A 21,083-nucleotide genomic window follows, 5' to 3' on the forward strand; every position below is an offset into this window, starting at 1 on the left:
ACGATCACCTGCTTGTGGGATAGTATCCTTTGCGTACCCAAGTGATTATGAGCAGCAAAAGAGGAATGCCTGCTTGAAACGGTAGGTGAAGATACAACGGAACGAGCTTGAGACCGATGTCGATATGTTCCGTATACCCGTCGGCGATGATTTCGGAAGAGACCAATAGCGGCAAACCGAGCCACAAGGCAAGCTCTTTCCGCGTCCCGACTTGGAACAGTTCGTGAGCGCCTTTTACCGCTGCATAATAAAAGATCGTAATTTTGAAAAAACCGCCGATAATCAGAGTGACGATGGCAATCGCCTCCAGCCTCTCGATAAAACCGGCCAACCGGATTTTGCCGATCGTTCGGAGTAACGGAAAGGTTGAGTTCTCTGCGTTGTATGCCGTTAACACACTGATGTTAACCGCGATGATGAAACTCAGAATAAGACCGCTGATTAAGATGGCAACAAGACCGAGACGTCTTGCGTGAAGCGGATTGTTCAAATACGGAAGAAGTATACTGAAGGCGACGATTTCTCCGAAAGGAAACGTCATGGTTTGCGGGAACACCGTCTTCAGTACGGGCTTCCATCCATGCTCCAGCGGCGGCTTCAAATTCTCCCAATTGATAACGCCTGATGCGGTGAGGAGGAAGATAGCCAATACTGCAAGCATGAGTATGATCCACAGGAAGATTTCACTAGCTCTTCCGATGGCTTCGATTCCAAGCGAACAAGCGTATACCGCGGCCAGCATCATAATCATATTGACAACTAGCATCGGGGTGAGGGGGAGTGTTGAGCTTAACAGCAAGGCTCCGAAATCCCTCAGCACTCTCGCAGCGATATATAAAAAGTAAACGATGTATAGAAAAGCAACCGCCCGGCCGACCCATTTCCCAAGGATGATCTGCAAATAGCCGATCAAGGATAGGCAGGAATGATACCGGTACAAATAGTCATAGACGAGAAACAGGATGAAACCGGCCGCCATACCGATCAGAATAGCCATCCATGCATCTTGCTTCGCTTGCATGCCCAGCCCTACAACCACGGAGCTTCCTATCTCGAATAGCAGCATCAGCGCAACGAGCTCCGATGCGTTGATTTTCGCTCTTTCCACCGCTTCCGCCTTCTTCCTAGGACATGATTACAGTAAGCTTGTTATGACATAATGGACCGGCTTGTAGACAACAATGAGCAGATCCGACGGGTTCGGCAGTTCCAGATGCGTAGCAAACTCGATGATGCTTAGGCCGGTGCCGAGCAGGAGAAAACCGGAGAATACGATGAAATCCCGTTTTGGCTGCAATTTTCGAAGCCTCGGTCCATCAATCGCAAGAATAGCGAGAGAAGCTGCAATGATCCCTATTGCAGTCCACATTACCGATTCACTCCTTTCATTGCTTGAAAATGGGATTGGTGACTGTCCCGAGCCTTCGGATTTGGTTATCCGTGTTGACTTGTACCGTCATTTCAGGGAATAGCTTGTCCCAATCCTCCCTGATTTGTTTCCAGCCCTTCGGATCCGAGCGGCGAATCGTTTCCCCGAAGCCGAAAATATCGGTTTTGTAGTTTTTCTGTACAGTATTGATTGTTTGCAGTATGATTTGCTTCAATCGCTCATTCGCAATGTTCTCCAGCTCGGTGATCGTTTCCGGCTTTGTCAAATCGATTTGGCATTGCACCTCTCCGATATTTCCTTCACTGTGGATATCGATTCGGATCTCAGGCTTGCCGTTAACGACTCTGCCTTTCGTATCGGTTTTGGTTCGTACGATTTCCAGGTTCAGCTTTCCCCCGTCAGGGCACGTGATTCTCCCTACGGTGTTCGCCACTTTATCGATGAGAAAGGAATACCCTTTACTTTGCTCCTCGTCCAGCCAACCGATCAGCTTATCCTTTCTGAACACGGCCAGTCCTGAAAGCTTGATTCGCGGTTGTGGATTAGGCGTCTGGTTTGTTTTCACCTGTGGGTTCGAAGCCTTGCCAATGAGCTTTACGGAGGTTAGCACAGGGTTCTTTCCTTCGCTGACCAAATCTGTAATCAGCTTGTCGAGCGTCACCGTCACCGTGGGAGCCCATGATTTCTGGGACTCGTACATCGAGGTGAACAGTTTGTTCGCGGGGACCTCCTCGATGGCGGTCTGCACTTTAAGGATTTCTTCCGCACGCGTATCCTTGGCGACAACGATGTAGAAGTCGGTACGCAGTTCATGATCCCTGGAGAGGTAGTCTAATACAGGACCGATTCCTTGCTTTGCCAAGCCTTCTCCCAAAACGAGAACACGCAGGTGCGACATGTAAAGTCTTCGCGGACTTTCCTCTGTGATTCTCCTGATCGCATCAAAGATGGTAACTCCTGATGCTTGATATACGGTCACTGCAGACTCGCCCCCTCCTCCTCCTTTTGCTGCCACTTCTCTAGGATTGACCACTTGTGCCGTGATTCGGTATTCCTTGCCGACTTTGTCAATGCCGAGACCCATGTTGATTGCAAGCTCGTTCATTTCCCGGCGATTCCAGCAGCCGGACAAGATGAGAGTGATGCAAGCCAGCGGCAAGATCAGCTTATGTATTCGCTTGCCCAAATGAATACCTCCCCTGTCGTCAATTGGAGCCTCGGGATTTCGGAGCGGGCGTCGGCTGCTCCCGAACCATATCTTGCTCACTGACCAGTTTCGGCCGTGTACGCAGCATCCAGCGCGGCAGCCGGAAGATGGCATCCTTCTGGTCCTCGCCTATGAAGGGGGCAAACGGACTCATATAAGGAACGCCGAAGGAGCGCAAGCTGCACATATGCAGAATCAATATAATCGTGACGATGGTGATGCCGTACAAGCCGAAGGAGGCAGCTAGCCCCATCAATAGAAAGCGAAGCATGCGAATGCTGATGGAAAGGTTATAAGCGGGAATGACAAAGCTGGAAATCGCCGTAATCGCAACGACGATGACCATCGCAGCGGATACGATTCCGGCTTCTACTGCGGCTTGGCCGATAACAAGCGTGCCTACGATCGAGATGGCCTGTCCGACGGCTCTAGGCATGCGGATTCCGGCCTCCCGCAAGATTTCGAATGTAATCTCCATAATCAACGCCTCGATAAAGGCGGGAAATGGCACCCCTTCCCGCTGTGCCGCCAAGCTCAGCAGCAGCCGGGTCGGGAGCATCTCCTGATGGAACGTTGTTATTGCAATGTAAAGCGATGGCGCACTGAGAGCGATGATTAAGGCGATAATTCTCAAGAAACGCATCAATGAACTGATATCAGCGCGCTGATAATGATCTTCCGCAGCTTGGTAGAATTGGGTGAACAGGGCAGGAACCATCAGCACGAAAGGGGATCCGTCTACCAGAATGGCGATTCGTCCTTCGAGCAGCCCGGCGGCAATAACATCCGGCCGTTCCGAGTTGAACACAGTCGGAAATGGCGTCCAAGTACTGTCCTCAATCATTTCTTCGATATAGCTGCCCTCGAGAATGCCGTCCAAATCGATGCGGCCAAGTCGGCTCCGGACTTCTTCGACGATTTTTTCGTTGGCCAAGCCTTTGACGTACATTATGGAAACGGATGTTTTGGTAATACGGCCGATGGATACGTTTTCGAGCCAGAGCCTCGAGTCTTTAATCTTACGCCGCAGCAGCGACGTATTGGTCCGCAGTTTTTCCGTGAAGGCCTCTTTCGGTCCGCGAACGACGGTCTGCGACATTGTCTCCGATACGCCGCGGTCCTCCGACTTGCTCATGTCGATCGCCAAGGCTTGCGGGTAACCGTCCACCAGCAAAATGACATGCCCCGACAACAGTGAGTCCAGCAAGGTACCTCTATCCGCAATATCCCGGATGGACCCCGCCGACAAAACGAGCTCCTTCAGCCCAACCACCAGAAGATTGCCCATCGTGAGCAGCTTGTCCAGCTCAGATTGACCTACACGGTTCATCAAAGGATCGATAACAAATTGCTGAACCGATATGATATCTGTCAAACCGTCGGTAAACAGAATGCAGGCATTGATTTGCCCGTCCGGCCCCGCCCGAAACGATCGAGTGACGATGTCATCACTGGTCCCGACAGCATGGAGAATATCATTAATATTTTCCGCAATACTGGAGGACAGGGGTTGCTTGAGCTGATTGACAGAGTGAGGAATCTTCTGTTTTCTTGTTTGGGGATTGTGTTTGCCTTTCTTGAAAAAGAGCATAGCCGGATTGTCCTTCATTTAGGATATATGCAGAGTTAGGATTACCAATAATATACTACTTATGCGTTTATTGGTATGCCCAAGCGGGGAGGTTCTTATAAACGTTAAAAAGCTAGCCCCTAATAGCTATTGAAACAGCACTAGAAAATAGCCCGGCAGGGGTGAACGCGAAAGGAGCGGTGTTCAACCTTCCGGGTTATTTTTGTTGCTTAAAGATCAGGCATTTACACTTGAAAGCGCCTCACCGTAAGGCTTCGGGATGTGTTATATTGGAAGTGCGACCGGCAATCTGATATAAGATAAGGAGATGAATGCCTTGGCTTTGATCAAACGGTTAGGACATCTTGCATTGATTGTAGAAGATATGGAACGATCGCTTCATTTTTATTGCGATATCCTTGGATTGACTAAAGCGTTCGAGCTTCATAAGGACGACGGCAGTCCATGGATTGTGTATGTCAAGGTATGTGAAGGACAGTTTATCGAGCTGTTCTACGGCGGGCAGCATAAGCCTGAGACGCAGCGGGGACAGATTGGGTTCGATCATCTTTGCTTGGAGGTGTACGATATTCATGAGGCAGCTGCCCATCTGAGATCGAACGGAATTCCCCTTGATGTGGAGCCGAAGCAGGGGAAGGACACGAATTATCAGTGCTGGGTCCGGGATCCGGACGGGAATCGGGTGGAGCTGATGCAGCTGTCGCCGGGTTCTCCGCAGATGAATAGTTAAATCATACTAATTACATACGAAATAAACGGGAGGCATTGTCAATGATCAAGCGGACCTTAGGAAGAACCGGTCATGAGAGCTCTGTGGTGATGTTCGGTGCCGCGAGTCTGGGGAACGTAACACAGGCCGAAGCGGACGAGTCCATACGTTATGCTCTGGAGCACGGTGTGAATCATTTTGATACGGCCGCCAGCTATGGAGACGCAGAGCTGCGTATGGGTCCGATGATCAGCCAGGTACGTAATGACATTTTCCTGGCAACGAAGACCGGGATGCGAACGAAGGCTCAGGCGAAGGAAGAAATCTATCGCTCCTTGGAACGGATGCGGGTTGACTCGGTAGATCTGCTGCAGCTTCACGCAGTAGGCACATTGGAGGAGCTGGACAAATGTACGGCCCAAGGCGGATCCTTAGAGGCTGCGGTGGAAGCGAAGGAGGAGGGGATCGTTAAAGCGATCGGCATAACGGGTCACGGACATCAGGCTCCGGCCACACATCTGGAGGCATTAAAGCGCTTCCCCTTCGAGACTGTGCTTTTGCCGCTCAATTACTACATGTATTCCTTGCCTGAGTATCGTGAGGCCTTCGATGCCTTAATGGAGGAAGCGGAGAAGCAGCAGGCCGCGGTTCGCGCAATCAAGGCGATAGCGAAGGGACCGTGGGCGGAAGGTCAGCAGCGGTCTTATGCAACCTGGTATGAGCCCTTCGATCAGCAGCATGTCATCGATGCCTGTGTACATTTTATTCTTTCGTTCCCTGGATTGAAGGGCTTCGCTACAGCGGGAGACATTCACCTATTCCCCAAAATCGTTGACGCGGCGGAGCGCTTCGGCTCGATGACGGATGAAGAAGCGGAACGGGTCCTGAGCTCGATCAGCGGATACACTTCGATTTTCGGCGCACCTACGTCCATAGCGTAAGCTTTTTGGATTGAACCGTCAGGATGTATTCCTGGCGGTTTTTCGTGCAATAGCTTATTTAGACACGAATGTACTTCTGTGAACCGGCTTTACCTAGGGCTGCAATGCTGCTAATGTGCATAAATCGACGAGCCCAAGAGAGGCTCGGAACGAGATTTGTGAGAATAAGCATCTTTGGGAGAATGCAACGGGTTAGAACGAGGCAAATGGTCCAGGAATGTTGTTAATACGCAGAAATCTTTTGATTCCGATGGAAACCATCGGGAAAAAGTTGCGCATTTGCACAATTAGAATGCTCCCAAATGAACAGACTCCCACCTCTGGCCGGAATGTCTTAGGAAAAAGGAAAGCAGAAACAAGCAAGAAGTAGCCCGAAGTGGGAATGGCGTGGGGTTTAAACCTCTGAAGCCAACGAACAAAAATAAACAATTCCGTGTTCAAAGTGTAAGATTATGCGTGCTTATGCAAATTAAACGGTTGATTTTACTTTTTTTTATCAAACATATTGACAGAAAGGGCTTTCAAAGGTAACCTTAAGGTATTCAAACGAGCAATTATAAACATTTAGTGAACATATATGAGCAATTTTTCGGGAGGAGGATTCTCGATGTTACCTGCTGAACGCAAATTAAGAATCGTAGACTTTGTAAGGCAGTATCGTGTCGCTTCCGTGGCTAAGCTGGCGGTGGAATTCGATGTCCACGAAGCGACCATCCGCAGGGATTTGGCGGAGCTTGAGCACGAGGGGTTATTGAAAAGAACGCACGGCGGTGTCATTGTAGAGCAGCTGACGCATAACGAGCCTTCATTTAATGAGAGGTCTAACGTGCAGCTGGATCAAAAGATGCGGATCGGGCAGCTGGCGGCAAGCATGGTGGAGGATGGGGAGAACATTATCATCGACTCCGGCACCACCACATTACATATCGCCAAGAACCTGGTGCACCGCTCGAATTTGACCGTGGTGACGAATGATATCAACGTCGCTGCCGAGCTAAGAGATGCTCCGGGCGTAAAGGTGACCGTTACCGGTGGCGAGCTGTATCCGTCCAGCTTCATGCTGAACGGGATGTTTACCGATCAGGTGCTCCGGTCGCTGCATGTATCCAAAGCGTTCATCGGGACGCCGGCGATTCACCCGAAGCACGGACTCATGCATCCGGAGGCGCAGCTCGTCACGGCGAAGCAGGGGATGATCCAAGCGGCCCAGGAAGTAATTGTCGTAGCCGACGATTCGAAGATCGGCAAGCTTTCGCTGCATAAGGTCGCCCCGAACAGCGCGATTCACACGCTAATTACCGGTAAGGAATTGGCGGAGTATGAACGCAGGCAATTTCAGGAAGCCGGTGTGAATGTGCTTCTTGCCTAACCTTCCTTGGGTGACTCCTTCGCGGCTGCTCTAAGGGCCGTGGAGTTCACATAAATAGCATGAAATTAAGATGGAGGTGTTACCATTCGTGTTACATTCACGAATAGGCAATGTACAATCGCGTACTTTGCGGCTGACGAAGCCAAGCGAAATTGAGGAGCTTCTTATCGAAAGACCGCTTCGCAGAGGGTATGTGGCCATAGAGCCGACGATGGCGAGCATCTGCCACGCCGATCTGCGTTACTTCGGCGGAATGAGGAAGCCGGAGGTATTGGCCAAGAAGCTTCCCATGGCATTGCTGCACGAAGGCATCGGAAGAGTGGTCGAAACCAACGAAACGAAGCTTGCCGTAGGGCAACGCGTAGTCATTGTGCCGAATGTGCCAGGCTATCTGCTCCACGAGCTGGAGCGGGAGCAATGCTGTCCGGCATGCAGGAATGAAATTGAAGACAATTACTGCTACCGCTCGGAATTTTTGGGTAGCGGCACAGACGGGATCGCCCAAAGCCGGTTAGTTCTTCCAGAGCCGTGCGCCATACCGATTCCTCCCTCCGTCCCGGATGAAATTGCCGTGCTTACAGAGCTGTGCAGCGTTTCCTACCGGGCGGCCAGAAGCGTGAGCCATCTGTTGAATCGGGCGCAGGTAGCCGTGTTCGGAGACGGACCTGTCGGATATTTGACGGCAGCGATTGTGCATTATGCATTCGGTGTGGACTCCGACAGGCTTATGGTATTCGGAGCGATTCGGGAGAAGCTGGATCAGTTCTCTTTTGCCAAGACGGAGATGGTTCAAAGCTATGATTTCTTCTCCGGACAGAAGGCGGACATTGTCTTCGAATGTACAGGGGGCCGCTTTAGCGAAAGCGCAGTGAATCAAGGGATAAACCTTCTGAAGCCCGGTGGACACTTGATTGCCATGGGAGTGAGTGAGGAACTGGTACCGATCAACACGCGGGATGTGCTGGAGAAAGGGATTACGATTCACGGCAGCAGCCGCAGCTCGATACAGGACTTCCAGGATGTGCTTCAGGTGATGATGCAGCAGGAATGTCAAGACACATTAAGAAGATTGCTTCCGGGGAAATTTACGGAGGTGAGCAAGGCAGAGGACCTCGCTGGCGCTTTGGAATCTGCCTTATCTCACAGGGACTGGAAAAAAACAATCCTGGACTTTCACTGGTGACACAGTGGAAGTCTTACCTAGGATTGTATCACAAAAGCCCGGCAGTTAACATCCGAAGTTTTTGGAGCGGCTTGTAAGCGCTTAATTACAACTAAAGATAAGGAGGCTGGCTCTTGGCATCGATTGAATTCGTGAAAGTGACGCAGTCTTTTGGCAATAACGTGATCATTCAAGACTTGAATCTCAAGATTGAAGACGGCAAATTTACCGTATTGGTAGGTCCGTCCGGGTGCGGGAAGACGACCCTTCTGCGCATGATCGCCGGTCTTGACCCGCATACCTCGGGTTCCGTTCTGATCAACGGCAAGGATGTGACCCGAACCGCTCCAGGCCAAAGAGGGGTGGCGATGGTGTTTCAAAACTATGCGATCTACCCCACGATGTCGGTGAGGGAGAACATAGAATTCGGCTTGAAAAATAATAAGGTGCCGAAGGAAGAGAGAACCCGTCTGGTGGATAGCATCAGCTCTACTGTAGGATTGTACGATTACCTGGACCGCAAGCCGTCTACCCTGTCCGGGGGGCAGCGCCAACGGGTTGCCTTGGCACGCGCTATGGTGAAGAAGCCATCCGTGTTTCTCATGGATGAGCCGCTTTCCAACCTGGACGCCAAGCTCCGGGTCCAGATGCGGATCGAGCTGATCGAGATGCATAAGAAGCTCGGCACCACCTTTGTCTATGTGACGCATGACCAAGTGGAGGCCATGTCGATGGCCGATACGATCGTACTCATGAACAAAGGGAAAATTCAACAGGAAGCGGCGCCGGAGGTGATCTACCGCAATCCGAGCAACCTGTTCGCGGCGCAATTCATCGGGGTTCCGCCAATGAACGTGGGGGAGCTTGGCACGGATGGGGCGAGCTTCGGATTTCGCCCGGAAAGCGCAGTTTTGTCTGCGGAGCAGGGAGAGCAGCATTATTCGATTCGCGGACAGATTGTCACCAGAGAGATGCTGGGCTCGGAAACGATCTACCAAATCAGGTCGGAGCGCCATTCCTTCATGGTGAAATGTACGGAAGACCTGTATTCCTCCGGTCAGGAAGTGTATTTGGGTGTGGACGCCGACAAAATCTATTTCTTCGGGGCAGATGAGCAGCGAATTCGCAAGAACGACGCTCGCCATGACGACTATTTGAAAGCGCTTAGAGGACAGTGTCATGGATAAGAGAAGAATTTGGGAGCTGATCCGTCCTTATCTCATGGTCCTGCCCGCTATGACCGGTATCATTCTCTTTGTCATCTATCCCGTCATTTATTTGATCAAATTAAGCTTTTATAAATACAATTTGCTCAACAAGGATAAAAGCAAATTTATCGGCACGGACAATTTCACGCAAATCTTCACTCGTGAGGACTTCTATGCAGCGCTCACCAATACGGTGGTTTATACGGTGGGGGTCGTTGCGCTGACCATGCTCTTATCGCTGCTCATTGCGGTGTGGCTCAATAAGAAGACTCGCTTGAATGCGTTGGTGCAGGCCGGGATTTTTACCCCGCACATCATCTCCATCGTATCGGTTGCATTGGTATGGATGTGGCTGATGGAGCCGAATTACGGGATGCTGAATTACTTGTTTAAGGCGATCGGTCTGCCGCCGTCGCAATGGCTGCAGAGCTCCAAGACCGCGATGATTTCTATTATTATCGTTTCCGTGTGGCAAAACATCGGATACTACACATTAATTATCGTCGCAGCACTGCAAAGCATACCGCCTACCATCTACGAGGCGGCTGCACTCGATAACGCCAGCAGATTCAAGGTATTTTATAAAATTACGCTGCCGCTCATTTCTCCGCAGCTGTTCTTTATCCTGATTATTATGACCATCGGTTCGTTTAAGGTGTTCGATACGGTGAAGATTATGACCGCAGGCGGTCCGAATGCGGCTACGACAACGCTCGTTTATTACATCTACGAATTCAGAACCAACAGTATTGGTTATGCTTCCGCTACCGGAGTGGTGCTGATGGCCATCATCGCACTGCTGACCTTCGTCTACTTCCGGTTACTCTCCAAAAAGGTGCATTACCAATAAGGAGCTAAGCTTGAATACGACAAAGGGGGGTAACCGTTGACTTTTGATTGGAAATACATGAGATCGGCCTTGGACATTGTATTGAAGGCTGCCATTCTGATGATATTCGTTTTTCCGTTCTTATGGATGATCTCCACCTCGCTTCAGACCTTCCAGGAGACAATGGCTTTCCCGCCGACCTGGATACCGGCATGGCCGCAATGGATCAACTTCGTAGAAGCGATGAGGGCCGGCCCTTTCTTAACCTATGCGCAAAATTCGGTCATCGTCACCTTCACGATCATTCTCCTGCAGCTGATCGTCATGGTCCCGGCGGCTTATGCGTTTGCCAAATACCGTTTTGCCGGGAAAGAGATTTTGTTCTCTATGGTGCTGCTGGCCTTTATGATTCCCGGGCAAGTAACCTTCATTCCGGTCTACCTGATGCTAGCCGATTGGGGGATTATCGACACTCTGCTTCCGCAGATCATTCCGTTCATGTCCAATGCCTTCGGGATCTTCCTGCTGCGCCAGTATTTCATGCAGGTGCCTCAAGAAATTATCGAATCGGCAAGGCTGGATAACAGCTCGGAGTTCAAAATCATATGGAAAATCATGATCCCGATGTCGATGCCCGCCTTGGCGACCATTGCATTGTTCAGCTTCGTCAGCCATTGGAACGACTATTTCTGGCCGCTCGTTATGACCGACTCGGCTGCCGTCAGGCCGCTTACGATGGGAATCGCCATGCTCCGGGAGACGGAAGGCATCAGTAACTGGCACATTATTATGGCCGGGAACGTTGTGCTGGTCGTGCCGATTCTGATCGTATATCTATTTGCCTCCAAGCAGATTGTAAGGGCGTTTGTGTACTCAGGAATTAAGTAAAACATGTTGGATTTCAGTTATAAAAACTACTCATTGAGCGGAGGTTTTGATCCATGAAGAAAAAGTTTTCGACGGTTTTGATGGCAACGACAATGATATCCACAGTGCTCGCCGGCTGTTCCGGCGGGCAGCAGCAGCCGACAGGCCCTAGCGGCAGTACACCTGCCGCACCGGCTTCCTCAGCGACCCCTGCTGCTCCCGCTGCAGGCAGTAACGGCAAGATTACGGTGAACTTCTGGCATTCCCTTGGAGGAAAGAACGGGGAATATACCGACGCCATGATCAAACGCTTCAACGAATCGCAGAGCAAGATTGAGGTCGTAGGCACGTTCCAGGGGGGCTATGACGAGACGGTTACCAAGCTGCAGCAAGCCGTTGCGGCCAAGACGGCACCGGACGTGGCGATGCTGGAGCGAGCCTACGTTCAGCTTTTCGCCGACTCGGATGTGTTGGAGGATATGAACCCGTTCTTCAAGAAGACCGGCATGAGCGTGGATGAGTTTACGCCGGGACTGATGGGGCATTCGACCTTTAACAAAAAGCTGGTCTCGCTCCCGCTCAACCGTTCCACCCCGATCCTTCATGTCAACAAAACGATGCTGGATGAGAAAGGGCTGGCCATTCCTAAAACGTGGGATGACTTGAGGAAGGTCGCGAATGCGCTTGTGATTAAGGAAGGCAATGAAATCAAACGGTACGGCTACAGCATGCCTTACGATACGTGGTATCCGATCGCGATGATCAGCCAGGCAAAGGGCAAATTCTTCAACGATGCCGGAACGTCGATCGGCTTTACGAATGGCGAAGGCGTGAAAGCCTTCAAATTCCTCAAGGAGATGCAAGCCTCCGGAGGACTGTATTATCCGCCGCAGCAGGATTCGGGCAATATCGTCAACCAAATGTTTACAAGTGGTAAAATCGGCATGATGTTCCAGTCGACAGGCGTGATCGGCAGCCTTACCAGCAATGTGAAATTTGACTATGTGACGGCGTTCCTGCCGATGGACCAGGTGTACGCCAACCCTACGGGTGGAGCGAACGTAGCACTGATGGCAGGCTCCAAGAATAAGGATGCAGCCTTCGAGTTTATTAAGTGGATGATGCAGGATCCGAAGGGCGGCCAGCAGTTCGTGCTGGATACCGGGTATTTGCCTTTCACCAAGAAGATGGTTGAGTCGCAGCAGATGAAGGATCTTTGGGCGAAGGAGCCGAACCGAAAGGTGGCATACGATCAGCTTCAATATGCCGTCGATACCAATAAGCACGTAGCTTGGCCTGCCATCATGCAGGAGTTTTTCAAAGGAATCCAGGCGATTATGTACGATAACAAGAACATCGAGTCGACTCTGGATACGTTCAAGAAGGAAGCGGAGCGTTTGCTGAAGCAGTAAGAGCCGGAAAGGGAAAGGATTGAGTTTACTATGATCAATCGTCTTGAGAATAAGAACTCCATCACCATTGCGGCACATAGAGGTCTGAAATGCGAATATCCGGAGAACACGCTCCTCGCTTTCCGTGAGGCGCTTGAGCTCGGAGTAGATATGCTGGAGCTGGATTTGCGGATGTCCAAGGACGGCGTCGTGATGGTCATTCACGACGCCACGCTGGACCGAACTACAAACGGCTCGGGCCGGGTCGGGGACTATACGGCGAACGAGCTGAAGCAGCTGGATGCAGGCGGCTGGTTTCATCCCGTATTCGAAGGGCTCAAGATCCCTACCTTCGAGGAGTTCTGCGGCCTGCTTGCAGACTATCCGGATGTGCTGCTGAATGTGGAGATCAAGCCAAGCCCCGATGCCCGGGCGGTGGCCGATCAGGCGATTTCCATGCTTGAGCGTCACCGCTACTTGCCCCGATGCGTGTTCACCAGCTTCGACGCGGACATCGTCGCCTACATCCATGACCGGTATGGACTCAAAACCCAGGGCTTTCCGGGGGAACTGATGTCCAATTTTGCAGAGGGTCCCGAAGGTACGTATTCGAAGATGTGGGCGGTTGGGATCAGTATGAAGCTGCTGAATTCGCAGCTCGTGAAGCAATTTGAGGAGATGGGGATTCTCGCCTGGTCGTATTGCCCCGATCAGGATCAGCAGGTGTATGACTCGCTCGGCTGCGGCGCCAACCTGATGACTGTGAACAACCCGTATCCGGCTATGAGCATTCGCAAGCAAATCGCGGCGGAAGCCGTTAATAACGGAGGTGCAGTATGAATTTTTATACGAAGAAGCAAGGAAAACGGCGTTTGCTACTCTCCATGGTGCTAGGGCTGACAGCGGTAAGTTTGCTGCCTGTTGCGGCATCGACCAGTTTGGCGGAGCGCCCTGCGCTGGAGTCCAAGATGTTCGTTTTGTCGGGGACGGCGAACGAGCTGTTCCGTGACAAGGCGCTTCATAACGGCACGGTGCTTCAATCGTTCGCCTTCGATAACGTGAACCAGCATATTTATGTCGTGCAGCTAATGGCGGGCGGACAGCAGCTTCCGGGCGAGACCGCACCGGTAAGCGGTGCCAACCGGGACAAGAACGGAGACTTGACGTTAACACAGCTGGATATGGAAGGGAATAAGCTCGGGTACATGTTCCTGAAGGGCTTCGGCCATGGTGTCCAGATCGGAGTGGAAACAGTAGGCGATAAGGCATACTTATGGACGGAAACGGACTCCGTAACGGAGGGCAGCAGCGGCTGGGGGACTCAGATTGCACGGTTCCCGTTCGAGAACGGCAAGATTCTCACTCCAAGCTCGCCTGAGCTGGAGAAGCACCGTCTGGTGGAGGGAGCGGACCGGACTACGGTCAATATCGATGCGGCGACCGGCCAGCTCACGATGCGCTATCGCAAGGACGTTTCCTTCCGCTTCGGGGTGTATCCGCTGGAGGAAGTGAAGAAGGGGAATTACACGGCGATAGCCGATGTGCCTCAGCCGACGGTCGGTACCTTCCAGGGCTTTGCGTCCTACGGCGGGTATCTGTATTTGCTCGAGGGCAATGCTTACGGCTCCAGCGGCTCCGTTGCACCGGAGGGGAATACTTACATTACAGCGGTGGATTGGAAAACGGGCGAAGTGCTCGATAAGGAACTGATGACAGCCGGACAATCGCTCACCTTCAGAGAACCGGAAGGAATGGCGATCCGTATCCCGGATCTTAGACATCCCCACAAGGCGGAGCTGAGCTTCGGATTTGCTACCAACTTTACGCCGAACCGGTGGGCGAGTATCTACACATTAGATGAGCTTCTGCCGGCGGAAGCGATCATTCACAGCAAGAGAGGGAATTGAGGCTAAGGGAATACAAGCCTCTTCCATAAAGGACAGCTGCTAAGCTTCACATATGGCAGCTGTTTTTTATTTTCAAAACCACTTGCACAAAATATTCATATGCGATATATTGCATATAACATATTGCGTATAGGAGTGAAGCGGTTATGACCGAGAAGAAGGATTTACGGATTCGGAGCAAGGTTATCAGCGAGGGGGTGAATAGAGTACCGAACAGGGCCATGCTGCGAGCCGTCGGCTTTACTGATGATGATTTTCAAAAGCCGATGATCGGCGTAGCCAGTACATGGAGTGAAGTGACCCCGTGCAATATGCACATCAACGAGCTGGCTGTGCAGGCGAAGCAAGGGGTTCGAGAACATGGCGGAGCGCCGCTTATTTTTAATACGATTACAGTATCCGACGGCATTTCGATGGGTCATGGAGGGATGCTCTTCTCGCTGCCAAGCCGTGAAGCTATCGCGGATTCGATTGAGATCGTTGCCGGAGCCGAGCGCTTCGACGGGCTCGTTGCTATCGGGGGCTGCGATAAGAACACCCCGGCTTGCTTGATGGCAATCGGCCGGATGAACCTTCCCTCCGTCTATGTTTACGGGGGAACGATTCAGCCTGGCCGTCTTGACGGCAGGAACATCGATATCGTTACGGCTTTCGAGGCGGTCGGCCAATATCATGACGGGAAAATGACGGAAGAACAGCTCCATAAGATTGAATGCAGTGCTTGCCCGGGGCCAGGCTCGTGCGGCGGGATGTATACGGCGAACACCATGGCCGCTGCCGCGGAAGCGATGGGGATGAGTCTCCCGGGGTCCTCTTCGACCCCTGCGATTTCCTCCCTGAAAGCAGCGGAATGTGCCGAAGCGGGAAGGCAGGTCTTGGCTTTGCTTGAGCAGGAGATCTACCCCAAAGACATTATGACCAAGAAAGCCTTCGAAAATGCTATTACAGTAGTTATGGCCTTAGGCGGATCGACGAATGCCTTCTTGCATCTGCTGGCGATTGCGCATTCGGTTGGGGTGGATGTAAGCTTGGACGATTTTGAGCGAATCCGTTTGCGGGTTCCCCACCTTGCCGACCTGAAGCCGAGCGGTCACTATGCCATGCAGGATTTGAACGAGATTGGCGGTGTGCCCGGTGTGATGAAGCTGCTGCTGGCGGAGGGTCTTCTTCATGGGGAATGCCTTACGGTAACCGGCAAAACCTTGGCGGAAAATTTGTCCGAGGCTGAATCGCTTCCTGATGGCCAAGAGATCATACGTCCGATAGGTCAGCCGCTTAAGCCGAGCGGACCGCTCGTTGTTCTGAAAGGAAATCTTTCTCCTGAGGGGGCCGTTGCGAAAATGTCAGGGATGAAGAAACAGCGTTTCGTCGGTCCGGCCAAGGTATTTGACAGTGAGGAAGCAGCAACGGAGGCGATAGTAAAGGATGAGATTCAAAAAGGGGACGTGCTTGTCATCCGCTACTGCGGGCCGAAGGGCGGACCGGGCATGCCGGAAATGCTGTCCGTCACAGCCCTTATCGTCGGCAAAGGACTAGGGGGAGAGGTTGCGCTGATCACGGACGGCAGATTCTCCGGCGGCTCCCATGGGTTTGTGGTGGGTCACGTCTCGCCGGAAGCACAAGTAGGCGGGCCGATCGCCCTGTTGATGAACGGGGATATCGTCACCATCGACAGTGAAACGCAGCAAATCGCGTTTGATGTATCGGAGGAGGAGCGGGAGGCACGTGCGAAAGCATGGGTGCAGCCTCCGCTGAAGGTATCCTCGGGAGTACTGGCCAAATATGCCCGGCTCGTCGCTTCCGCGTCCAAAGGGGCGGTCACGGACTTAATTGAATAAACGAATATGTGTCCAAGGCCGCCGACTACCGGCAGCCTTGGACTGAATGATGCTCGGAAATACGTATTGCATTTAACAGTTTTATCCACTAAAATTAGTAGTGAAAAAGAAGTTACCTTTAATGAAACCGCTTCCTGAACTTCCTGCCTCTGAACTGCCGCATCGATTCAACGCCAGATGACCCCAAACGAGCTCCTTTACCTTGTTCTTTACTCATCAGCACTACAATGCGTAGTGGTGATGTTGCTAAACATACACCCATTTAAGGAGGCTTATTGTAATGAGCAGAAAAAAATGGTTATCGACCGCCGCTGTATTGACATGCAGCCTGATGTTTTCTACGTCGGTCGGATGGGCAGCCGGGTCAGTCAAATCGGATATGCCGGTTAAGGTAAACGGGAAAGACGCTTCGTTCGCAAGTCAAGCAATCTTGGTAGAGAGCAGCCTTTATGCCCCCTACGAGGCTGTGGCTAAGCAGTTGGGAGCCGAAGCGAAATGGGATAGTCGGACAAGCATGCTAACCTTCCAGAAGGAAAGCAATATTTTGGAGCTTACGGCAGGGAAGGCCTACCGGGTGAACGGTTTGGAGAGAGTAACCTCCACACCGCTGCAGGTCATAGACGGGGCTGTTTTTGTTCCTGTACGCCTGGCGTTTGAAGCCTTCGGTTATCAAATCGGATATGAATCGAAGACGAGGCTCGTCCAGATGAGCACAGCCACGGACGCGAAGCCGTCTATTAAAGTGCACGGCATTACTCCCGGCGGGTACGTAGTCGGTAACGAGCTAAAGGTATCGGTATTCGCTTTTAACCATCTCTTGAAGGATTTCAATATTGTCAAAGAAGCTAAGGCGGGTGAAGGCCATGTTCACCTGTGGCTCGATTCCGAGAAACTCGATGCTCCTTCTGCAGTGAAAGCTTATAAGAATGAGGCGGTTGTATTTAAGGACTTGCGCCCGGGAGAGCATACGCTGACGGTCCAGTTAGTCGGCAACGATCACAAGCCGGTTGTGCCCGAAGTGAAGCAGGTAATCAAGTTTAACTCCGTGGATGTTTCCATCGCAGCGGACCTTGATCCGGAGAAAGCGACCGGAATGCGAATCGAAGGAATCATTGCGGACGACCAGCATCGAGTCTTTACTGTAGAGATGGACTCGAAGAAGCTGTACCGCATTATGGGGAAAAGCGGGAAGGTGGAAGTATTGACGGAGCTGCCCCGGATGGCTACGGGCATGGCTTTTGATGCAGCTGGCCATTTGTACATAGCAAGCGGCGGTATGGAAGGGGTTATTTACAAAGTTACCAAACAAGACCTCATAGGCGATGCATTCGACACCTCTAAAGTCGAAACGTACGCAAGCGGCGTACAAGGCGCTAACGGATTAACCTTCGATGCCAAAGGGAATCTTTATGTGAGCGGAGGGGCGAACGGAAATATTTATAAGGTCACACCGGATGGCGAGGTAAGCACCTACAAAAGCGGATTGACTGCAGCCCGCTCCGTACAGATGATCACCGTTAACGGCGTAGCCTTCGGAAAGGACGGCAAGCTTTACGTGGCTAATACAAGCTCAGGCGAGGTGAGCCGGTTCGCGATCAACGAAGACGGCTCCCTGGGTGCTTCTGAGCTGGTAGCTCAAAGCGAGCTGTTATATGGTGCTGACGGATTGACGATCGGTCCGGACGGGGATGTATATGTTGCGGCGAACGAACGGAACGCCATTGTTCGCGTCTCGCTTGACGGCCAAGTGAGGGAGGTAACTCAAAACGGAAACAAAGGTCCGCTGGAGTTCCCGGCGAGCTTGCATTTTGTCGGCACTACGCTATATATAAGCAACTTTGACCTGCCGCGCGGGGATAATCTCCCTAACGACCCGGGAATCGGATCTTCCGTCGCCAAAATCGAGTTCGCCGAAAAAAAATAAGCTGAAGAGAGTAAGGCATTCAAACCGATAATCGTCCTACCGGACGTCGTTATCGGTTTTTTTGATGCTTTAAGCGGAGCTCAAGAAGTTCCCTTTGAACCCGAGCGCACTTTCCCAACCAAAGGGGGGCAAAGCTGCTAAAGTGCAGAAATCCACGGTCCCAAGTGAGGTTCAGAACGAAATTTGTGAGAATAGGCATCTTTGGGAGAGTACAAAGGCTGAAAAGAGGGTAATGGTCTTGGAATGTTGTATATACGCAGAAATCTATTTGGTTACGCTATAAATTGTGGAAAAAAGTTGTATTTTTGCAGGAATATGTAGTTTGAAGATTACTAGGTTCGCCCGGCGACCGGGATGTATTTTGATCAAATCGACGGTAAGGATAGGAACCTATCCCGAGAATTACAAAGGAGTCCATGGAGAGCCAAGCAAGGAGTGGATCCGAAAGTTTAATTTTTTTATACAACAATGAAATAGAGTGCAAGTCAGCTGATAACTCCGTGCATTAAAAACGGATGGTATATAGTGTAAATTGAAATAGAAAGATCTTATTTAATACATTTAGGAGGGGGCTTATGAAAAATATGGGCAAAGCATTCGTTGGTTCTTGTATTGCCGGCTCGATTCTCCTTTCGGGCTGCTCCGGGGGCCTGCCTGCGGCGGAAAACGTGAAGAACAATCCCGCAGCTATCAGTACAGACCCGGTAACCATCACGATGAGCATGGACACCAACATTGATGAAGATTTGATCACTCACATTCAAGAGCAAGTGAAGAAGAAGCATCCTAACATCACCCTGGAGCTGATCAAGCCCGGCAAAGGAACCAGTCTGGCCGAATTAATCACAGCAGGTCAAACGCCGGATCTCGTGCTTACTTACAACGGCAAGCTCGCTTCCTACCAAGACATGGAGCTGCTTTACGATATGACGCCGTTAGTGAAGCAGCATAATGTCGATTTAAGCCGGTTCGAGCCTTATATTTTGGAGGATTCCAAGATCGCCTCGGCCAAGGATGAGCTTTACGGCCTTCCGATCAGCTTAAATTACCATGCTTTGTATTACAACAAAGATATTTTTGATAAATTCGGCGTACCGTATCCGACGGACGGTATGACTTGGGATCAGGTGCTTCAGCTGTCCAAGAAGGTGACCGGTATGGACAACGGCACGCAAATACGAGGTTTTGATCCCGGCAACAGCGTCATCTGGGTTTCCCAGCCGTTAGGTATCGCCGCGGTCGATCCGAAAACCGATAAAGCCACTATCAATAACGATCAGTGGAAGCAAGTGTTCGAAATGGTGAAAGCGTTTTACTCCATCCCGGGCAATGAGCCGAAAGGCTCGGGGAAGGACGCCTTCCTGAAAGAGAAAACCGTCGCGATGTACACGGATTTGAGCATCATTAACGATTTGGAGCTAGCGTCAAAGAACGCATTGAACTGGGATATGGTGCAGTACCCGAGCTATCCGGAAAAACCGAACGTCTATGGAAATGCCAGTGTCAATATGCTGATGATTACGCAAACGAGCCGGCATAAGGAGCAGGCGCTTCAGGTCATCAATGTAGCGATCTCGGACGAAGTTCAACTGGAAAGCGCCAGAAAGGGGCGAGTCACTCCTCTGAAGGATCCCAAATTCAAATCCGAGTTCGGCGCGGCCCGCGAGGTGCTGAAAGGCAAAAACGTGCAGGGCATCTTCAAAAGCAAGCCGGTGAAATATCCGATTGCCTCGAAGTTTAGAGGAAAAGCGGAGAATATGGTCCGAAACAAATTTACCGAATACCTGAGCGGAAAAATCGACGTGAACACGGCTCTTTTCCAGCTGGAGGAAGAGATCAATAAGATGGTGCAAACCGAGTCGGTGAAGTAATTACAGTTGATGAGTCCTGCGGTAGAGCGAAGGGCTCATCTTTAATTTTTTGGAGAACAGCCTGCTTAAGTAATAGCCGTTCTCGTAACCGCATTGCTCGGCCACCTCTTCTATGGTAAGCGACCCGGTAATCAACAACGTGCAGGCCTTCTGTAGACGAATGCGGGTTAGATACTCGCTCGGGGTCGAACCGAGGGCAGCCTGAAATCTTCGAGTGAATTGCACAGGGTTCAGACCGAGTGAATCGGACAGCGACTTCATACGGAAGGGCTCGAAGGCCTTCTGTTTGATCAAGGTAACGGCGTGTTCCATGAGCGGATCGTGGCGTAGAGGCGCTTTGATCTCAGGCTGCCCGGACTCGAAGCAGTACAAGTACAAAATGTCCTTCAGGTGAAGGGAAATCCAAGCCAAATGAAAAGGGTCTGTAAGGTCAGGCAGCTGCTTTATGCGATAATAATCCGAGGCGAGCCTGCGGGTATCTCTGATCGTAATTTTACCGACAGGCATCGTTTCGTGGAAAGGCACGATAGGGTCGCTGCCATTCGTCCATTGAAACCGGAAGAAGAAGAAAGAAAGCGGTGTCAAGACTTCCCGATAAAAGGGAGCGCCGGGCGGGCAAACGACAATATCGCCGAATACGGCCGTTCCCGAATGCTCCATGATTTCGTACTCAAAAGCGCCGTCCTCGACGGCAAAAATGATCCATTCATTATAGGTATCCACCTTATACGAGAATTGCTGCTTTTGATCCCAATAAGTACATTGAATCAATTGGGGATGGAAAGACCAGAACGGTAATAAGGCCATCGTCGCAACCCTCCAGCTTTGTTGAATATGAAATTTTGTATTGATTATATATAAATACAGTGCATTTTAAAA

The 21,083-nt window shown here is 51.2% G+C and carries 18 protein-coding genes; 13 read left to right on the forward strand and 5 right to left on the reverse strand.

The genetic code is table 11. The features are described 5' to 3' along the window. Window positions 1-4 precede the first annotated feature (4 nt). Genes QMO62_RS25070 through QMO62_RS25085 form a run of 4 tightly spaced genes read right to left on the reverse strand, consistent with a single transcriptional unit; the run spans window position 5 to window position 4,206 of the window. On the reverse strand, window positions 5-1,108 hold the full coding sequence (locus QMO62_RS25070; RefSeq protein WP_284645238.1) for a GerAB/ArcD/ProY family transporter: 1,104 nt from the start codon (window positions 1,106-1,108) through the stop codon (window positions 5-7). 27 nt (window positions 1,109-1,135) lie between these two features. Next, complete coding sequence (locus tag QMO62_RS25075; protein WP_284645239.1) at window positions 1,136-1,369, reverse strand: hypothetical protein; 234 nt, start codon at window positions 1,367-1,369, stop codon at window positions 1,136-1,138. Window positions 1,370-1,385: 16 nt separating this feature from the next. Continuing rightward, complete coding sequence (locus tag QMO62_RS25080) at window positions 1,386-2,576, reverse strand: Ger(x)C family spore germination protein (RefSeq protein WP_348651726.1); 1,191 nt, start codon at window positions 2,574-2,576, stop codon at window positions 1,386-1,388. A gap of 19 nt (window positions 2,577-2,595) precedes the next feature. After that, entirely contained in the window at window positions 2,596-4,206 is a 1,611-nt protein-coding gene (locus QMO62_RS25085; RefSeq protein ID WP_284645241.1) for a spore germination protein, read from the reverse strand. Between the two features lie 304 nt (window positions 4,207-4,510). Between QMO62_RS25085 and QMO62_RS25090 the strand changes: the two genes are divergently transcribed. From QMO62_RS25090 to QMO62_RS25150, 13 genes are all read left to right on the forward strand, one after another. Then, entirely contained in the window at window positions 4,511-4,918 is a 408-nt protein-coding gene (locus tag QMO62_RS25090; protein ID WP_284646668.1) for a VOC family protein, read from the forward strand. A gap of 41 nt (window positions 4,919-4,959) precedes the next feature. Beyond that, on the forward strand, window positions 4,960-5,838 hold the full coding sequence (locus QMO62_RS25095; protein WP_284645242.1) for an aldo/keto reductase: 879 nt from the start codon (window positions 4,960-4,962) through the stop codon (window positions 5,836-5,838). Between the two features lie 607 nt (window positions 5,839-6,445). After that, entirely contained in the window at window positions 6,446-7,207 is a 762-nt protein-coding gene (locus QMO62_RS25100; protein WP_284645243.1) for a DeoR/GlpR family DNA-binding transcription regulator, read from the forward strand. Between the two features lie 88 nt (window positions 7,208-7,295). Continuing rightward, on the forward strand, window positions 7,296-8,390 hold the full coding sequence (locus QMO62_RS25105) for an alcohol dehydrogenase catalytic domain-containing protein (protein WP_284645244.1): 1,095 nt from the start codon (window positions 7,296-7,298) through the stop codon (window positions 8,388-8,390). A 113-nt stretch (window positions 8,391-8,503) separates the two neighbouring features. Beyond that, on the forward strand, window positions 8,504-9,556 hold the full coding sequence (locus QMO62_RS25110) for an ABC transporter ATP-binding protein (protein ID WP_284645245.1): 1,053 nt from the start codon (window positions 8,504-8,506) through the stop codon (window positions 9,554-9,556). Further along, window positions 9,549-10,427, forward strand: coding sequence for a carbohydrate ABC transporter permease (locus tag QMO62_RS25115; protein ID WP_284645247.1), 879 nt, complete (start codon window positions 9,549-9,551; stop codon window positions 10,425-10,427). Before QMO62_RS25110 ends, QMO62_RS25115 begins: the two co-directional genes overlap by 8 nt. A 57-nt stretch (window positions 10,428-10,484) precedes the next feature. Continuing rightward, window positions 10,485-11,294, forward strand: coding sequence for a carbohydrate ABC transporter permease (locus QMO62_RS25120; RefSeq protein ID WP_284646669.1), 810 nt, complete (start codon window positions 10,485-10,487; stop codon window positions 11,292-11,294). Between the two features lie 53 nt (window positions 11,295-11,347). Next, window positions 11,348-12,685: an ABC transporter substrate-binding protein gene (locus QMO62_RS25125; protein WP_284645248.1), complete on the forward strand. Its 1,338-nt coding sequence runs from the start codon at window positions 11,348-11,350 to the stop codon at window positions 12,683-12,685. Between the two features lie 30 nt (window positions 12,686-12,715). Next, on the forward strand, window positions 12,716-13,504 hold the full coding sequence (locus tag QMO62_RS25130; protein ID WP_284645249.1) for a glycerophosphodiester phosphodiesterase family protein: 789 nt from the start codon (window positions 12,716-12,718) through the stop codon (window positions 13,502-13,504). Further along, on the forward strand, window positions 13,501-14,571 hold the full coding sequence (locus QMO62_RS25135; RefSeq protein WP_284645250.1) for a phage baseplate protein: 1,071 nt from the start codon (window positions 13,501-13,503) through the stop codon (window positions 14,569-14,571). The genes QMO62_RS25130 and QMO62_RS25135 overlap by 4 nt, the downstream gene beginning before the upstream one ends. Window positions 14,572-14,717: 146 nt before the next feature. Next, the gene (gene ilvD / locus QMO62_RS25140; RefSeq protein WP_284645251.1) at window positions 14,718-16,409 is read left to right on the forward strand and encodes a dihydroxy-acid dehydratase; all 1,692 of its coding nucleotides are present in this window, start codon (window positions 14,718-14,720) and stop codon (window positions 16,407-16,409) included. Window positions 16,410-16,689: 280 nt separating this feature from the next. Further along, on the forward strand, window positions 16,690-18,333 hold the full coding sequence (locus QMO62_RS25145; RefSeq protein WP_284645252.1) for a stalk domain-containing protein: 1,644 nt from the start codon (window positions 16,690-16,692) through the stop codon (window positions 18,331-18,333). 575 nt (window positions 18,334-18,908) lie between these two features. Next, the gene (locus QMO62_RS25150; protein ID WP_284645253.1) at window positions 18,909-20,204 is read left to right on the forward strand and encodes an ABC transporter substrate-binding protein; all 1,296 of its coding nucleotides are present in this window, start codon (window positions 18,909-18,911) and stop codon (window positions 20,202-20,204) included. Here the strand turns inward: QMO62_RS25150 and QMO62_RS25155 are convergent, their stop codons facing one another. After that, window positions 20,205-21,011, reverse strand: coding sequence for an AraC family transcriptional regulator (locus QMO62_RS25155; RefSeq protein ID WP_284645254.1), 807 nt, complete (start codon window positions 21,009-21,011; stop codon window positions 20,205-20,207). Between the last annotated feature and the right edge of the window lie 72 nt (window positions 21,012-21,083).

The sequence above is a fragment of the Paenibacillus silviterrae genome (assembly GCF_030167925.1).
Taxonomy (GTDB): Bacteria; Bacillota; Bacilli; order Paenibacillales; family NBRC-103111; genus Paenibacillus_G; species Paenibacillus_G silviterrae.

Excerpts from the sequence above, each read along its gene's own strand:
- QMO62_RS25075 (WP_284645239.1), bottom strand. The coding sequence starts at position 1,369 with ATGTGGACTGCAATAGGGATCATTGCAGCTTCTCTCGCTATTCTTGCG.
- QMO62_RS25085 (WP_284645241.1), bottom strand. The coding sequence starts at position 4,206 with ATGAAGGACAATCCGGCTATGCTCTTTTTCAAGAAAGGCAAACACAAT.
- QMO62_RS25095 (WP_284645242.1), top strand. The coding sequence starts at position 4,960 with ATGATCAAGCGGACCTTAGGAAGAACCGGTCATGAGAGCTCTGTGGTG.
- QMO62_RS25100 (WP_284645243.1), top strand. The coding sequence starts at position 6,446 with ATGTTACCTGCTGAACGCAAATTAAGAATCGTAGACTTTGTAAGGCAG.
- QMO62_RS25115 (WP_284645247.1), top strand. The coding sequence starts at position 9,549 with ATGGATAAGAGAAGAATTTGGGAGCTGATCCGTCCTTATCTCATGGTC.
- QMO62_RS25120 (WP_284646669.1), top strand. The coding sequence starts at position 10,485 with ATGAGATCGGCCTTGGACATTGTATTGAAGGCTGCCATTCTGATGATA.
- QMO62_RS25125 (WP_284645248.1), top strand. The coding sequence starts at position 11,348 with ATGAAGAAAAAGTTTTCGACGGTTTTGATGGCAACGACAATGATATCC.
- QMO62_RS25130 (WP_284645249.1), top strand. The coding sequence starts at position 12,716 with ATGATCAATCGTCTTGAGAATAAGAACTCCATCACCATTGCGGCACAT.
- QMO62_RS25135 (WP_284645250.1), top strand. The coding sequence starts at position 13,501 with ATGAATTTTTATACGAAGAAGCAAGGAAAACGGCGTTTGCTACTCTCC.
- ilvD (WP_284645251.1), top strand. The coding sequence starts at position 14,718 with ATGACCGAGAAGAAGGATTTACGGATTCGGAGCAAGGTTATCAGCGAG.
- QMO62_RS25145 (WP_284645252.1), top strand. The coding sequence starts at position 16,690 with ATGAGCAGAAAAAAATGGTTATCGACCGCCGCTGTATTGACATGCAGC.
- QMO62_RS25150 (WP_284645253.1), top strand. The coding sequence starts at position 18,909 with ATGAAAAATATGGGCAAAGCATTCGTTGGTTCTTGTATTGCCGGCTCG.
- QMO62_RS25155 (WP_284645254.1), bottom strand. The coding sequence starts at position 21,011 with ATGGCCTTATTACCGTTCTGGTCTTTCCATCCCCAATTGATTCAATGT.